Origin of the sequence: Anaerobacillus sp. CMMVII (genome assembly GCF_025377685.1) — a bacterium.
Taxonomy (GTDB): domain Bacteria; phylum Bacillota; class Bacilli; order Bacillales; family Anaerobacillaceae; genus Anaerobacillus.
On the sequence record NZ_JACEHK010000013.1, the window covers coordinates 65,603 to 81,937 of the forward strand.

Annotated in this window: 16 protein-coding genes and 1 riboswitch; of the genes, 14 read left to right on the top strand and 2 right to left on the bottom strand. The window is 36.9% G+C overall.

From position 1 onward, the window contains the following. Positions 1-120: 120 nt before the first annotated feature. The 3 genes from H1D32_RS16900 (at position 121) to ppc (ending at position 5,456) form a co-directional block, all read left to right on the top strand. The gene (locus H1D32_RS16900; RefSeq protein ID WP_261179451.1) at positions 121-1,038 is read left to right on the top strand and encodes a 2-hydroxyacid dehydrogenase; all 918 of its coding nucleotides are present in this window, start codon (positions 121-123) and stop codon (positions 1,036-1,038) included. Positions 1,039-1,161: 123 nt separating this feature from the next. Beyond that, positions 1,162-2,301 (top strand): hypothetical protein, encoded by a 1,140-nt coding sequence (locus H1D32_RS16905; protein WP_261179452.1) that lies wholly within the window; start codon positions 1,162-1,164, stop codon positions 2,299-2,301. 398 nt (positions 2,302-2,699) lie between these two features. Then, positions 2,700-5,456, top strand: a complete 2,757-nt coding sequence (gene ppc / locus H1D32_RS16910; protein ID WP_261179453.1) for a phosphoenolpyruvate carboxylase — start codon at positions 2,700-2,702, stop codon at positions 5,454-5,456. A 536-nt stretch (positions 5,457-5,992) separates the two neighbouring features. Here the strand turns inward: ppc and H1D32_RS16915 are convergent. Together H1D32_RS16915 and H1D32_RS16920 are read right to left on the bottom strand one after the other, a co-directional pair. Continuing rightward, positions 5,993-7,189, bottom strand: a complete 1,197-nt coding sequence (locus H1D32_RS16915) for a DUF2812 domain-containing protein (protein WP_261179454.1) — start codon at positions 7,187-7,189, stop codon at positions 5,993-5,995. Continuing rightward, positions 7,182-7,502, bottom strand: a complete 321-nt coding sequence (locus tag H1D32_RS16920; protein WP_261179455.1) for a PadR family transcriptional regulator — start codon at positions 7,500-7,502, stop codon at positions 7,182-7,184. Before H1D32_RS16920 ends, H1D32_RS16915 begins: the two co-directional genes overlap by 8 nt. 297 nt (positions 7,503-7,799) lie before the next feature. On the opposite strand from H1D32_RS16920, the gene H1D32_RS16925 reads away from it, so the two are divergent. The 11 genes from H1D32_RS16925 to H1D32_RS16975 all read left to right on the top strand — a co-directional run bounded on the left by H1D32_RS16925 (position 7,800) and on the right by H1D32_RS16975 (position 16,289). Continuing rightward, entirely contained in the window at positions 7,800-8,174 is a 375-nt protein-coding gene (locus H1D32_RS16925; RefSeq protein WP_314733437.1) for a hydrogenase maturation nickel metallochaperone HypA/HybF, read from the top strand. A 102-nt stretch (positions 8,175-8,276) separates the two neighbouring features. Beyond that, positions 8,277-8,645, top strand: coding sequence for a cytochrome b5-like heme/steroid binding domain-containing protein (locus H1D32_RS16930; RefSeq protein WP_261179457.1), 369 nt, complete (start codon positions 8,277-8,279; stop codon positions 8,643-8,645). Between the two features lie 94 nt (positions 8,646-8,739). After that, positions 8,740-9,441, top strand: coding sequence for a hydrogenase small subunit (locus H1D32_RS16935; protein WP_261179458.1), 702 nt, complete (start codon positions 8,740-8,742; stop codon positions 9,439-9,441). Next, positions 9,393-9,641 carry a hypothetical protein gene (locus H1D32_RS16940; RefSeq protein WP_261179459.1) on the top strand — a complete coding sequence of 83 codons (249 nt, stop codon included), beginning with the start codon at positions 9,393-9,395 and terminating at the stop codon, positions 9,639-9,641. Before H1D32_RS16935 ends, H1D32_RS16940 begins: the two co-directional genes overlap by 49 nt. Beyond that, positions 9,634-10,536 carry a nickel-dependent hydrogenase large subunit gene (locus H1D32_RS16945; protein WP_261179460.1) on the top strand — a complete coding sequence of 301 codons (903 nt, stop codon included), beginning with the start codon at positions 9,634-9,636 and terminating at the stop codon, positions 10,534-10,536. The genes H1D32_RS16940 and H1D32_RS16945 overlap by 8 nt, the downstream gene beginning before the upstream one ends. Further along, positions 10,533-11,042 (top strand): nickel-dependent hydrogenase large subunit, encoded by a 510-nt coding sequence (locus H1D32_RS16950; RefSeq protein ID WP_261179461.1) that lies wholly within the window; start codon positions 10,533-10,535, stop codon positions 11,040-11,042. Before H1D32_RS16945 ends, H1D32_RS16950 begins: the two co-directional genes overlap by 4 nt. Continuing rightward, on the top strand, positions 11,042-11,497 hold the full coding sequence (locus tag H1D32_RS16955) for a hydrogenase maturation protease (protein WP_261179462.1): 456 nt from the start codon (positions 11,042-11,044) through the stop codon (positions 11,495-11,497). Before H1D32_RS16950 ends, H1D32_RS16955 begins: the two co-directional genes overlap by 1 nt. A 222-nt stretch (positions 11,498-11,719) precedes the next feature. After that, positions 11,720-11,806, top strand: a riboswitch (cyclic di-GMP riboswitch). 74 nt (positions 11,807-11,880) lie between these two features. Continuing rightward, positions 11,881-14,145 (top strand): putative bifunctional diguanylate cyclase/phosphodiesterase, encoded by a 2,265-nt coding sequence (locus H1D32_RS16960; RefSeq protein ID WP_261179463.1) that lies wholly within the window; start codon positions 11,881-11,883, stop codon positions 14,143-14,145. Between the two features lie 427 nt (positions 14,146-14,572). Next, on the top strand, positions 14,573-14,806 hold the full coding sequence (locus H1D32_RS16965; RefSeq protein WP_261179464.1) for a hypothetical protein: 234 nt from the start codon (positions 14,573-14,575) through the stop codon (positions 14,804-14,806). A 121-nt stretch (positions 14,807-14,927) separates the two neighbouring features. Next, on the top strand, positions 14,928-15,653 hold the full coding sequence (locus H1D32_RS16970; protein WP_261179465.1) for a gamma-glutamyl-gamma-aminobutyrate hydrolase family protein: 726 nt from the start codon (positions 14,928-14,930) through the stop codon (positions 15,651-15,653). A gap of 15 nt (positions 15,654-15,668) precedes the next feature. Next, on the top strand, positions 15,669-16,289 hold the full coding sequence (locus H1D32_RS16975; protein ID WP_261179466.1) for a hypothetical protein: 621 nt from the start codon (positions 15,669-15,671) through the stop codon (positions 16,287-16,289). Positions 16,290-16,335 lie beyond the last annotated feature (46 nt).

Here is a 16,335-nt window from a genome sequence, read left to right on the forward strand (position 1 = left end):
TAGTGTCTACATTCGAAGTAATTCTATACTTTTTCAATTTGACTTAGAACTATGAAAACGAAAGGGGTTGTTAGAAGTGAGTAAACGAAAGGTTTTTCAGAAAAGCCACTACCAGTAGATGTGCAAGAATATCTTGAGGAACATGTAAACTTGAAAGTATGGGATAAGACTGTACCGATAACAAGAGAACAACTTTTTAAAGAACTAGAGGATGTAGAGGGTTTTATTACTAGTGGCGTTAAAGTTAATGAAGAGCTACTTAGGCAAGCTCCTAAGCTTCGAGTTGTTAGTACGATTTCAGTTGGATACAATCACTTCGATCTAGAGGCAATGAACACGTATGGTGTAATTGGTACACACACTCCATACGTGTTAGACGATACCGTCGCTGACCTAGTAATTAGTTTGATGCTTTCAGCAGCCAGACGCATTCCTGAATTGGACGCAATGACGAAGCGCGGTGACTGGAAAAAAGGGAATGCAGAACAATCGTTTGGTGTCGATGTCCACCATCAAAAATTAGGAATTATCGGTATGGGACGAATTGGTGAAAAAATTGCTCAGAGAGCGTTGTTTGGTTTCGACATGGAGGTTTCCTACTTTAATCGGAACCGCAAATATGAGGTTGAAAAAAAGTTAAATATAAAAGCTTTACCTATGGATGATTTGCTAAAGGAATCCGATTTTATCGTTTTATTGGTACCACTTACTAGTGAAACAAAACAATTAATTGGTGAAAGAGAATTTATACTAATGAAAAAGTCTGCGATTTTTATTAATGCATCAAGGGGACAAACAGTCGATGAACAAGCATTGATAAATGCTCTTAAAACAAATGAAATTCTTGCTGCAGGTTTAGATGTTTATGAACAAGAACCGATTGATCCGAATAACCCTTTGCTAAAGATGGAAAATGTCGTGACCCTTCCTCATATTGGGTCGGCAACATTGAAAACGAGAAATGCAATGGCGATGGTTGCAGCAAAAAATATCGTTGCGGCACTTTTAGGGGAAGGTTCTTTTTATCAAGTCAAGTAGTTAGACCGCAATGAAAGTTCACTTTCACCAATATGATGGAACAACCCCTATTAGATAATAGAAAGTGAACTTTCGAAGTCAAAACAATTTACAAGGTAGACCAAAGAAATCGGGAGGTGAGTTATGTCCAATATCATTTTTTCGGGGAAAGTTACCGACAAGATAGGTAATCAATTTTCTTATGAGAGACTTCGTGAAGTTTTTATGAGGGCTAGAGACATACATACCAAACTCGTATCAAGTAATAAAAAAATAGCCTATTTTTTTATTGATCCCTTACTTAATAGTTTTGAAGGAGCAAACCAATTTTATTTTGCTGTATTTGAATGTGAGAGAATTGATAAGATAAATACCTACAAAAGTGGTGCAAGTCCAGTCCAGGCGTTAGCAGATGCTAAAGAACTGATTGAATGTGGTTTATGCGATGCTGCCTTTATTTTCGGCTATGAGCCGTTACTTACAAATAGGCTGAAATACGGAAAAGAAGAGATAACAAAAGCGATGAGTATTTTTGAAAATCAAAGCATTATCAAATGTTATAACGAAATGGCGCGACTACTTTGTGTTGAATTGGGTATTTCTAAAGATCAGTTTGGTGAAATTGCTGATCAATTGTATATGAACTATTTAAGAACATTTGAACGTGAAGATAATTCAGTAGTTTTAAAAGATAGAGGAAGACGACTAGTCGATCATGGAGCGGATTTATTTAAGTTAACTGACTGCGCGAATCCGAATATTGATTTTGCAGGCGGAGTTATCCTGGCAAATGATAGCACAGCTAATCTTTTCCAAATTGCTAAAAACGAGAGAGTAAAAGTATCAGGAGTCAAATACTCAATGGTTGAAGGGGCACCTGAAAAAATAGGTGGGATTGTAGGGAAGCAGGGAAATCTATTTCCTCATCTGCGACATGCCTTTTTACAAGCGCAAAATCAGTCAAAAATTAATGTAGTAGAGCAATTAAGGAATAAGAATCTGTACTTAGACGTTTACACATGTTACCCACCAGTTCCAATCGGATTTTTAATGGCAACAGGAATGATTGATTCTATTGATCAGCTGCCGGATTTATTAGAACGACATGAAATTACTGTTTCAGGGGGGATGAATTTAGCCAGAGCCCCATGGAATAATCCTGCCTTAAATGGGGTTATCGATATGTATCATAAATTGAAAGAGGGTACTGTATCCTACGGCTTAATTCATGGTAACGGAGGTATTGGTGAAATACAAGGCGTAGTGATATTAGAGGTTATTTAAAAGAGTTCTATACTGAGGGGCGAGCGATCAACACTGATGAAAGTTCCCTTCCACCAATAAGTGATGCAATAACAGTTGAAGAAGTAGTTGGTATCGACGAAAGTGAACTTTCGAAGGGAAATCTATTTACAGGATAGAGTGCACTACTTTAAAGCTTTAACGCGGTGGGGGTCAGACCCCCAATAATAAGTCTTAAGAAATTTCAGAAAACTTATGGCATATATATTGATAATTCAAATTACTTTATGCTAATATAATATGAACTAGCAAACTATGAGTCTACTTTTTACATAAGGGACGTTTTTTGTCCAAGGTGGGACAAAAACGTTTTTAGGTAGAGACAGTCGAAGGTTAAAATGCCTGACTGATAGTTAGAAAAATAATTGGAGGGTGAAGAGATGCTAAATGTTACTGTTAATAACAATTCCCTCTTGCGGAATGATGTAAAAAAACTCGGAAATATTCTTGGTGAAATTCTCGTTCATCATGGTGGAGTTCCGCTTTTGGAAAAAGTCGAAGCCATTAGAGAGAAAACGAAAAACTTAAGAGAAAACTACAATGAGGAATTATATCAGAATTTAAAGGATGAAATTAGTAGTCTAAAGCCACCTGTACGCCAACAGGTGATCCGGGCGTTTTCGATATATTTTCACTTAGTCAATATTGCTGAACAAAATCACAGAATTCGTCGCCAACGGCAGTACCAGCTGCAAGATGAAGGTACGGTACAACCTGTTTCAATTGAAAGTGCAGTTGTTTCGTTAAAAGAAAATGAGTTCTCTGAAGATGCCATTCAACATGTGCTGAATGATTTATCACTTGAACTTATCATTACCGCACATCCGACAGAAGCAACAAAGCGGACGGTGCTAGAAACACAAAAACGAATTTCAACGTTGCTCCAACAATTTGATAACCCAATGGTAACTAAGAAACAAAGAAAAGATTTGGATGAAAGTTTATTTAATGAGGTTACAGCTCTTTGGCAAACAGATGAATTACGCGAAAGAAAGCCAACCGTTTTAGATGAGGTAAAAAACGGTCTGTATTATTTTGATCAAACATTATTTGAGGTTCTACCTGGCATTCATCAAGAATTAGAAAATCAACTACAAAGCTATTATCCTGAACATGATTGGAACGTACCGAACTTCCTTTCCTTTGGATCGTGGATTGGTGGAGACCGTGATGGAAACCCTAACGTCAATCCAGAGGTTACGTGGGAAACGTTAATCCTTCAAAGGAAATTAGTTTTAAAGAAATATAAAGCAGCGATTACGGACTTAATGAGACGTTTTAGCCAGTCGACAACTCGGGTATCGGTTAGTGCGGATTTCATTCATTCAGTTGACGAAGATGAAAAATTATACCTCGAACAAGGAGAAGTTTGGCCAATTGAAGCTGAAATCTATCGCCGAAAATTCGCGGTTATTTTAAAACGTTTACGAAACGTTGGACAATCTGAACATGGTTATCATGCGGCTGAGGAGTTGCTAGCCGATTTACGTAGTATTCTTGCAAGTGCCGAGAAACACCAACCTGCGAATAATAAGCTAAAATCTATTAGGAAACTGGTTCGCCAAGTTGAGTTATTTGGTTTTCATTTAGCTACTCTAGATATTAGGAACCATAGTGGTGAACACGAAGCAGCGGTAACTGAAATTTTAAAAGCTGTTAATATCACCGAAAACTATGCTGCTCTTGCTGAGGCTGAAAAAGTAGAAATCCTTGAAAAAATCCTGAACGAGCCAAGACCGCTTTTATTATCACAAGAAGACTATTCTAAAGAGACACAAGCAATCATAAATGTTTTTCAAATGATTAAAAAGGCTCATTCTGAATTCGGTAGCCGTTCAATTGAAGTTTACCTAATTAGTATGACACAATCAGCAAGTGATTTACTTGAGGTACTTGTGTTAGCAAAAGAGGCAGGTATCTATCGCTTGCATGCTGATGGCACCGTCGAAAGTCATTTACATGTTGCCCCATTACTTGAAACAGTCGATGATTTAATCGCAGGTCCTCGTATCATGAAAAAATTGTTTGAGATGGACGTTTATCGTAATCACATTCGTGAACGTGGAAACCATCAAGAAATCATGCTTGGTTACTCAGATGGCAGTAAAGATGGTGGAACGTTAACTGCCAATTGGGAACTTTTTAAAGCGCAAAAAGAAATTCACAATATGGCAAAGAACTTCGAGATCAGATTGAAATTTTTCCATGGTCGTGGAGGTTCATTAGGACGAGGGGGCGGCCCTCTAAATCGTAGTATTTTATCGCAACCAGCGGAAACGCTGGGGGATGGTGTAAAGATAACAGAGCAAGGTGAAGTGTTGTCGTCACGCTACTTACTTGAGGATATTGCTTATCGAAACTTAGAGCAGGCAGCATCAGCCTTACTAGAAGCTTCTGCAAATGCTTCGAAAAATTTACTTCAGGGATATGTACGAGAAAAAGCCTGGGAAGATGCGATGGAAGCGATCTCCAGACAATCATTATTAAAATATCAATCTCTAGTTTTTAAAGATCCAGATTTCTTAACGTACTTTAAGGAAGCTACACCTCTACGAGAATTAGGAGCCTTAAATATTGGTTCGAGACCAATGAGCCGTAAGGGAAGTGAGCGTTTTGAAGATCTTCGCGCGATACCATGGGTGTTCGCTTGGACACAGTCAAGACAGATGATTCCAGCTTGGTATGCAGCTGGTACAGGTTTACATTCTTTCGCAACACTTGGTGAGGAGAATTTGCAATTGCTTCAGAATATGTACGCGAAATGGCCGTTTTTTCAATCGACCATTAATAACTTGCAAATGGCTCTTTTGAAAGCTGATCTGCAGACTGCAAGGGAATACATTCATTTGGTAGAAGATAAGACGATAGCAAATCGTATTTTTCAAGATATCTCAGATGAGTACAACAGAACCAAAGAAGTGCTATTACAAATTACTGGTAACCAGGAACTCCTTGACCATTCACCAAATATAAAAGAGTCAGTAAAAAGACGTAATCCATATGTCGATCCACTAAATTTCTTACAGGTAAATTTAATACAAAATATGCGCTCCACAGATGAAGAGTCTGAAGAACTACTAACAGAAGTTCTCTTAACAATCAGTGGTGTCGCTGCCGGGTTAGTAAATACAGGTTGATGGTTCATTGGGGCTGCGTTCAGTAAACGTTCTTTTTCGCAAATGAAAATACAGTTGAATAAACTTCAAACCAAAATATTGAAAGATTCGGCCTCCAGTATATTAATACCTTACTGGAGGTAACTTTTTGTAACGACCTAATTGATCAGATGATAAGGGGAATACTGCTTGAAGGTAAAGGAACTTATAGAGAAGCTACAACAGCTAGATGGAAATTGTGAGATAAGAGTAGCCTAACGCAAAGGTTGGAGGCCTATATCTAATACAAAAGGGATCAGCGATATTATGGAAGTCATTGAGCAGGATTCTAATAAAATATTCTACTGTATTGATATTGACCTGGATAAAGACTAGTTTGCATTTAATTGTTTAATAGAGTGTTAGGTGTTCTGAATACTCTGTAAATTTCACGTACCGTACTAAAAAAGATTTGTTAAGTATAAAAAAGAGATAGTTAAGAGGGGTCTGACCCCCGCTGCACTAAAGCTTTAACGCAGTGGGGGTCAGACCCCTTTTCATGGTAGCAACCTTTCCAGCTATTCAGAAATTAAAGCAATCTTTTTTGCGGTGTTTTGAATTAAGGTGTTTATCTCTGCATAGCCATAATAGCGAACGTGGATGACTGCTTTGCCTTTAGAGGCGAACAGTTCTTTAGTCTCATCTTCTTCATAAACGATCAAAGAGTCAAAGTCAGTATGTTCGAGTTCTAGGAAAGTAGCGCCCCGATATGCAAAACTATATCTTTTAACTAAATCTGATATCAAACTATTTGCCATCGATGGAAAACGCAACTGATAAACTCTAGTATCAATACTTGGCGAATATTCACCACTGTCATCCTGCCACATCTGATTAGGGACGAGACCTTCTTCGTTCGTATCATATTGAATTGGGGCTAGTAAACTCCAACTATAACTATAGCGGTTACTCCAATCAACGTTGTTCACTATATAGGGTGAGTGGTTTAAAACAAGATGAGGATTTTGTTCAACATCTGCTAATCGGACAATAGGTAAGTCGGTAGTAACTGGTAATGTTTTTGTATCCATTTTAATAAGTTGCACAAAAGGAAGTATACTTACAAATAGTAGTACGATTATATAGAGAATTGAAATGATAGAAGCTCTTTTCTGATGCTTTCGCCATGGTGCATGATGGTCAAGCGGCTTACCTTCTAAAAGTTTTTTTCGTAATGAGCGTATTGAAACTGCCGCTTGTAAGGAAGTATAGGCCAAATAAATCATAAAAAAGGTAATAATGGTTTGTTGGACAATCATACCATCTACAAAAGCTAAAGTTGGTGTAGCATCAAGGAACCATATACTTGAATGCATGCCGACTATTAAAATAGTAGCGAAAATAGTGAGTAGGGCATTTAAGGTAAACTTTTTGTCAAGTTCCTTTAACGTATAAGCTTGCTCTGCTGGATCAGTATGTAGTTCAGGTGCGTTTAGCTCAGCCGGAGATGAGAATACATTGAATAGACCATAACTTGTAACGAAATTCCAGCCACATTCGGCGTACATTAGTTTTTGTTCAGTTGTGATTTTTTTGGTTTTTGACACATCAATACGATACTTTGTTTTTTTGGGTTCTCCTTTTACAAACTGAGCAAAATGGATCCCCATTTTTTTAAGATGCAAGCCCTCTGCAGCCATATCCGAAAACCAACACTCATGCTCACCGATTCGCCAATAATTTCTGGGGCGAAGTTTGCGAACGAATTTACCCAATGTCATCACGCTCCTCTAAAATCCTTCCATCACGTACCAAAGCAATTAATCGCTTGTACTCAGTTCGTAGAGCTTCTTCGCCATCTTTTGTAATACGATAGGTTTTTTTTCTGCCATCATCTTCCTTTAATGAAATAAGTCCGTCTTTTTGCATTCGTGAGAGGACACCGTAAAGAGTGCCAGGTCCCATTGCTAATCTACCATTTGAAACTTCTGTAATTGCTGTCATCAGTTGATAGCCGTGATTCGGATTCATAAGCGCTAATAACACATAGTACATTGCTTCTGTCATTGGACCGCCGTTATACGCCATTGCAAACATCCTTTCTATTATGTGAAGCGATATATCGTATGGCATAATAGTAACGTTTAAGGGCTACTTAGTCAATGAGAATATTAATTGAAGGGGCTTATTCTGAAGGAACCAAAATAGGACTTAGTGAAGTTACCTAAAAGAATGTGAACTGTTATATTTCCATGTCGGTTCTTCGCTACTTTAAAGCTTTAGCTCACTGGGGGTCAGACCCCCCTAATACCCTATTAGACCCTTTTTATAGGTATTTCTTTAGGTTGCTGCGCATAAAATTCATGAAAGAATGCAATTAATTGGATGGTGATTCTCGTGCATGAGATGTCTCTTATGTCGGAGATTTTAAACATAGTTTCTGAGGATGCGAAACAAAGGCGGTTTACGAAAGTCGAACGTATCGATGTGATTGTAGGGGATTTGTCAAATGTCTTGCCAGATGCTTTAGAAATGGCCTTTTTTTACATGCAAAAACAAGGGATGTGTTTAATTGACGATCAAACAGAGTTACGTATCATTCGAGAAGTGGCTAAAGCTAATTGTCAAACCTGTCAGCTGGAATTTGTTCCTGATTATCGAATAGCGCTTTGCCCAATCTGTCAACTTCCTAATGGTGTCCTCGTGTCAGGTGAAACATTTAAAGTGGAATCATATGAAGGTAAGGATGAGCATTTTTAAATAAATTTTACTTTAGATTATATGGCGCTGTCCAAGGTGACGTGTTTCGCCCTCTAGGTTTGTGCATAGGATATTGGGAATATGCCTTAAGGAGAGAAATATATGCAAAACATCGAGATGATCAGACTTCAATTGAATCACCTTATTACTCAAGCGCGTCATGATATTTATAGTCTTTCGTCTATAGATGATTTATCTAAAAAGCAACTAATTCTTCAACAGTTATGGGATACGCTATCAAGTATTCATTTTTTAAGTGAACTATTGGCAAATCAAGCTGCTAGTATACAGCAAACACTTCCTTCTGAAATACCAATTTCACCCCCACAACCCAATCAGCGGACCTTTACAATTCAAGAATTAGCTAGCTACGATGGAAAAAATGGGAGACCTGCATATGTAGCTGTTAACGAAGTTGTATATGATGTGACCAACAATAGAGCATGGGCAGCAGCAACACATTTGGATTAGTAGCTGGAAAAGATTATACAAAAGAGTTTGCGTCGTGTCATGAAGGGCAGCAATCTATTTTGGCCACACTGCCAATCGTAGGGAGGGTAACTTAATGGAACCTATTTTACCCCCAGAGGCTATGACCAACGAAGCGATAACTGCGAGATTAACGAATCAAACAAAGAAGAACATCGATAATGGCATTATTGAAAAAAGGAATCTTGTGTACTTAGAACTAAATGGTTGTTCCGGTAATATTATCTCTTTATTAAATGGGCAAAACCCTGATTTTGAGTATACGTTACAATCGATGGTCAATCTTCGCTATAGTAACAGTTTAATGGCTTCTGAGGGAGAAAAGGCGATTGAGAAACTGATGGCAGCTTTGGACGAAGATTATATCTTAGCCGTTGAAGGCGCAGTTGCACTAAAAAACAATGGTTTATACAATGTCATTGGTCGTTTGAATGGGATACCGCTTACTGGACTTCAAGCAGCAAAGATGTTAGGGGAAAAAGCATCACATATTTTAGCAGTAGGGGCCTGTGCATCACACGGAGGAGTATCAGCGGCGAAACCGAACCCATCGGAATCAGTTGGACTGCAACAAGTGCTACCTGATAAAAAGATGATCAAACTCCCAGGATGTCCTGTCCATCCAGACTGGTTTTTAGGAACTCTAGCACACCTTTTACTTTATGGTGAACCAGAAACAGACAATTTAGGTCGGCCATTAATGTTTTATAGTACACTGATTCATGACCGTTGTCCACGAAGGCCATTTTTCGATCGGGGCATTTTGCTGAAAAATTAGGGGATAAAACCTGTTTATTTAAGTTAGGTTGTCGAGGCCCAGTGACTAGAGTGGATTGTCCAACAAGACAGTGGAATGGTCATGTGAATTGGCCAATCGGAGATGATACCCCATGTATTGGCTGTTCTCAATTTGGTTTTCCTGATGCAATGGCGCCATTTATTAGCTACGATACGACGAGGGTGGTTGAGGATGAGTAAACGAAGAATTGTCATAAATCCGTTAACTCGAATTAGCGGCTTCATGGAAATCGATGTCATCGTCGATCAAAATAAAGTTGTTGATGCGAAAACAAAAGGAAACCTGTTTCGTGGATTCGAAAAAATGTTAGTTGGTAGGAGTCCGTTCGATGCGGTTTATTTCACACAACGAATTTGTGGAATTTGTTCAGCAGCACACTCGATGGCATCATCACTTGCTTTAGAGGATGCTCTCAAGATTGAACCTATTGAACAAGGGAGATATCTTCGAGACATTATTCATTGCTGTGAGTTTTTACAAAATCATATCCGTCATTTTTATCAGTATACGGTTCCTGATTTTGTAAAAATTGAACAAAACCCGCTTTTTGATTCTGATCACGATGATTTCCGATTACCCAAGGCAATAAACGAAAGAATATCTCGTCATTTTTTTGAGTCACTTGAAATAAGTCGATCAGCACATCAAATGCTTGCAGTTTTAGGAGGGAAAGCACCTCATAATCATGGTGTGTTTATCGGTGGAATTACCACCCAAGCAACAGCTGAAAAAGTGGTCCATCTCGACTCTACCTTGCAAAAAATTACTTCGTTTATTGATGAAAAAATGATTCCAGATGTATATGACATTGCCAATTATTATCAAGACTATTTCAGATTGGGTGGTGGATATGGAAATTTACTTACTTATGGATCATTTAACAATTATAAAGAGCTAGGTACGCTATATGTTGACCCACTTGTCTCAACGCCTTTGGCTGTTGAGACGTTTGACGAAACGAAAATACAAGAAAAAATTGATTACTCTTATTACTCATCAAACGAAAATGTATATCATCCTGAAACAACAGTACCAGAGCCTGATATGAATAAAAAAAGGCGTATTCATGGGTGAAGGCACCAAGGTATAATAACCTACCTTTTGAGGTTGGTCCTTTAGCTAGATTAATATTAAGTGGAAGCTATAATCATGGAATTTCTGCTATGGATCGGACCATAGCTAGAGCATTAGAAGCAAAGAAGATTGCCGAAATCATGAAGGTACTATTGCAGCAAATCATTCCAGATATAAACTTACAAAAAAAATATGAAATTCCCGGTACAGCTAGTGGTAGAGGCTTAGTTGATACAACTAGAGGAGCACTTGGACACTGGCTAAAAATTAATGAGAAAAAACTATCATTCTATCAGATTATCACTCCGTCCACGTGGGATTTTTCGACTAGAGATAATAATGGATTTAGAGGAGTCGCTGAAGAGGCTTTAATAGGCACACCGATCGAAGACCCTGACAATCCTGCAGAAATCGGTAGAATTCTGCGATCTTTTGATCCATGTATGTCATGTGCTACACATGTCTATAGTCCAGGAAAACAAGTGAAAACAATAAAGGTGTTTTAATGGAAAGGATTATTGTGCTAGGAATTGGCAATCAATTAATGATGGATGACGGGATTGGAATTTATCTTGTAGATGAGCTAAGCAAAGTAAACGTAAATACAAGTATTTCATATGTAGTTGGCGAAGCAGATATTGACTACTGTTTGAAACAAATAGAAGGAGCAACTTTTATTATTATTGTTGATGCTGTTTGTTCAGGCGGAGAACCTGGAGACTTGAAGGTTTTTTCTCTTGCCAACTTGCACGAGAGCAAACCACTTGATATATCTCCTCATAATCTTCATTTATTTCAAGTTTTATATCATCAAAGAGAAACTCTAAAAGGGTTCCTTATCGGCATAGAACCTTATCGGATTGAATTTCATATCGGCCTTAGCGAACCGTTAAAAGAAAAATGGGATCAAATCTTGAGTACCGTTCAACAGACGATAGAATGCCTAATTGATGGTTATTAATAAAGGGGTCTGACCCCCGCTGCACTAAAGCATTAACGCAGTGGGGGTCAGACCCCTTTTATTGGGTACCCTACGTTACTTTTTTCGACGCAATTCACCAAAAATACAATGTAATTGTTTCATTATATGGTAAACTAAACATAGTAAAACGATTTAAAACTAGATTAGTTCATGCTACCAACTGCTATTAAACTAAGAAATTTGTAATGTTTAGATATAGTTTCATATAAAGAGCAAACTCACTGAAAAGGGAGGACGCAAAGCTTCAGACCTAAAGGTTGAAATACCTAAGGTGGCTGGGTTACCAAGGGATAACCGGGCTAAAGTTATTTCTCTAAGAGATAGCTTTTTGTTTTGATTTTGGAAAACTGTGGGGGATTACGATGATTACAACAGGACGAATCGCGGTACTTATTCCTATTATTAATGTCCTAGTATTTTTCGGTTGGAGCTTTCTCTTTAAAGAAGATGAATGGCTGAGAACAATTGGAGCTGTTGTGTTTCCGGTGATTGGGAGTATAATCAGTTTTTTTTGGATTGCAAGAGCGTTTCAAAAGTCAACTGGTGAAAAAAGGACTTTTTGGTTACTTCTTGGCTTGGGAATCCTTTTTAATGTTAGTGCAAACTTACTTTGGTTTTATTCACTAATGATAAACGGAATTACGTTTTTCTCTAATACCTCTTACTTGTTATGGGTCCTAGGTTATATTTTCTTTTTACTTGGCTTAACGTATAAAACAAAAACAATTAGTACCTCCGTTTCCAATAGTCCCTATCTATTTAATTTGGTCGTGTTTATGACAGTGGCTATCGGTATTAGTATTCATTACCTGATTAAGCCGATTTGGCTTCTTTGGGATAATTCCTTTCTTGCTAGGATTTTAACGATATCCTATCCAGTTACTGACCTGAGTATCTTGTTTCTAATTACATATTTATATTACCTTTCTAAGTATACTAAAGAAAGAAAACTCGTATTTTTTCTTGTTGTTGCATTCTTCTTTCAGATTTTGGCTGATTCTTCTTTTCTGTATTTATTAGTTACAGATAGTTACAGAGCAGGAAGTTATATTGACTCTTTTTGGGTAATAGCGATAATGTTTATTGGATTCGCTGCTCTATATGCTCAGAAAAACACGACTGAAGATACATGGAAGTTTCAAAATAAGATTGAAAACCATGAGTCGCTTTTCCCTTATGGTAGTGCAATTATATTATTATTTTTTGTCCTTCATAGCTATCTAGGAAACTTAAATGCTTTAATCATCGGCCTAAGTCTAGCTTTCCTGATGATCATTATCCGTCAACTATTTATTATGAAGAAAAATAAAAATTTAATGAGTGAATTTGAGTATTTGGCTTATCACGACTCTTTAACTGGATTAAAAAATCGCGCAAAGTTCAATGACGATTTGTCTAAGTTAATGGAGAGAGCTAAACGATCTAATGATAGCGTCGGTTTAATACTATTTGACTTGGATCGTTTTAAATATGTGAATGACACCCTTGGTCATTATACAGGAGATATGTTACTAATAGCTGTTTCGGAGCGTTTGAAATTAAGTATTGAGGGAAATAATTGGTTTTATAGAATAGGTGGGGACGAGTTTGTTATTATCCTCCCAGGTAAGACTGAAAAACATTGTATGGTTGTTGCAGAAACCATTCTTAAACAATTCACGAGGTCTTTTATCATTGACAACCATGATATTACAATCACACCAAGTATTGGGATAAGCTTATTTCCTGACAACGGTAAGAGTAGTGAACAATTATTTAAAATGGCTGATACAGCGATGTATTTGGCAAAAGAGAATGGTAGTAATGATTATTGTTTCTATAATAAAGAACTAAATGAAACACTCTCAAGGAAAGTGAAAATTGAAAATGATTTACGAAAAGCGATCGAAAAAAACCAATTATTGCTTCATTATCAGCCGATTGTGGATTTACAGACAAGTAAAATGATTGGGATAGAAGCGTTGATACGTTGGCAGCATCCAGAAATCGGTTCAATTTCTCCAACAGAATTTATTCCAATTGCAGAAGAAACAGGGCAAATTGTTTCAATTGGTGAGTGGGTATTAAAGACGGCTTGTACTCAAAACTTGGCTTGGCAAAAAGCGGGTCACCCTTCTGTTTTTGTTTCAGTAAATGTTTCCGTTCGCCAATTCCAACATAGTAATTTTATAAAAACTGTGAAAAATGTTTTATTGGAAACTGGTCTCGATCCTTCATACTTAGAACTGGAAATTACCGAGAGTATTTTGCAAAATGTCAAAGAGTCGATAAAAGTATTAAAAGAATTAAGAGACCTTGGCGTCAAAACTGGAATTGATGATTTTGGTACTGGTTATTCTTCTTTGCATATTCTTAAAGAATTACCGATTGATACGATAAAGATTGATAAAATATTTATTGATGATGTTTCGAATACTGCAGATCACTCTATAGTGAAAGCAATCATTGATATAGGGTTAAACTTAAACCTTAGAGTAATTGCGGAAGGAATTGAACAAGAAAAACAAGCCAGCAAATTAACCCAGTTTAATTGCACTTTTGGACAAGGTTACTTATTTTTAAAACCTGTAAATGCGATGGAATTTGAAAAAATCTTGTCTTTGGAGAACTCAGAAAGTCTTTCATAATCTTTTAGGTTAATAACACTGTAGAAGGCAGTGTCAGTAAAAAACTAGCTATTGAGCTAGTTTTTTTCGATTTTTAATAGTTGATTAAGACCACTCCACCTCAAAAAACAATTTTCTACTCAACTGGTAGTAAATTAATGTATAAACATTGACAGTCTATTTGTGCTTCTTCTTTGGGATATTTTATAAATTTTATAATAAAAACAATCTTGAGGTGAACTATGACTAGCATCATATATGCTGAAAAAATAACTGAATTAGGAAGGGGTGCAACTCTCTAATCAAATCTAGAAAAAAAACGAGTCAATCGATATCCATAGAAAACTCATTTTACATAACAAAAAGGTGCTTACTCTTTATTGATTTTTTGCTAAACAGCTTTAAGTAGTTAATGAATTTTACTTTCGTGTATTTGAATGTGAATCATTTGAGAAACTTAATACTTAAAATGATAAATAATTGCATTCAAATAGCTGAATTTCTAGACTACTATGGAATAACCATTACAGGTGTTATGAGTTTGACGAGAGCAAATCCAGCCTTAAAGGGAATGATTGATATGTATCATAAGCTAAAAGATAGGCCTGTAGCATTTGTCTTAGTTCTTGGTAATGGTGGTATTGGCGAAGTACAAGGCGTACCTATTTTTGAGAAAAGGTGAAAATTATGGGAGTTGGACATTCTCCATATGTCTAATCAAAGAAAAGCTATGTATCCCCACCTAAGTGTTCGTTAAAACTAGATATTGTGAAAATCTAGAAAGATGATAAGGAGACCATACAGTGAACCCTATTACTAAGCCGATTATTGGCATATCAAGTTCTATCGAACGACATAAAAACATCCCTAGTGTTCATGTACATGAAAAGTATGCTCGTGCTGTTATTCAAGGTGGTGGGTTACCCGTGATTTTACCAATTGGTCCAATTGAGTTGGCTAAGAACTGGATATCTATGTGTGATGGTTTAATTTTGAGTAGTGGGGAAGATATTGATCCACATTCTTATCACAGAGATCCATCACCACAATTACAAAAGATAAATGGGAAACGGGACAAACTCGAAATCGAACTAATCCATCAAGCACAAAAACAACGAAAACCAATTCTCGCTATTTGCCGCGGGATTACGATGTTAAATGCTGCTTTAGGAGGAACGGTTATTCAAGATATTCCATCCATCCTCCCTAATGCAATTAACCATTTTCAGCAAGCAGAAAGGCCGGAAGCTACCCATTCCATTAAAATTGAGGTTAGTAGTCGTTTATATCAAATTTTACATAGATCAAGCATTCGCGTGAACAGCTTGCATCATCAGTGTATCGAACTTCTCGCTCCGTCTTTAAAAATAGTCGCAACAGCACCAGACGGGGTGATTGAAGCAGTTGAAGGAATTAATCATTCACCAGTTGTTTTGGGTTTTCAGTGGCATCCAGAAGAGATGGCAGTAGAAGAACCAAGCATGATGGATATTTTTAAAGAGTTTATAGCTGAGTGTAAAAAGTCATAGAAAGGTTGTATGGAAATGAGCGAGAAACAATATGTATGGTATGCAAGTTATGGATCAAATCTAAATCGCGATCGTTTTTTATGTTACATACTAGGAGGTAGACCTGAGGGGTCAGAAATTGTAGAAGAAGGCTGTAGAGATAAATCGCTACCACTCAAAGAAGGAACGTTAATTATGAACTACCCTTTGTACTTTGCCAAAGATTCTGATCGCTGGCAAAATCAAGGAGTTGGTTTTATTGGATTAAAAAAGGATTTAAGAATTATGACTTACAGTAGAAAATATTTAATTACAGCGGAACAATTTTTAGATGTGGTCAAACAAGAAAATAACGGCGCTGAATTTGAGATTGATTTGATTGAAGTAGTAAAAAAAGGTTCAAATACCTTCAAAGATTCATGGTACGGAACTATCCTGCATATAGGTGAAGAGGATGGTTGGCCTATTTTTACATTTACAGGAGATTGGGATTTAGATGTACCATTAAATTCACCATCAAAACATTATTTAAAGATGATCATCGAAGGCTTAAAGAAGTCGGTAAAACTTAATGACACGGAAATTATCAATTATTTATCTTCCAAGCCAGGAATAGAGGGTAGTTACAGTAGTGATGATATTAAAAATCTAATTTAAAGTCATTTTTCCATCATAGAATAGATTATCAATAACCTTTAATTTA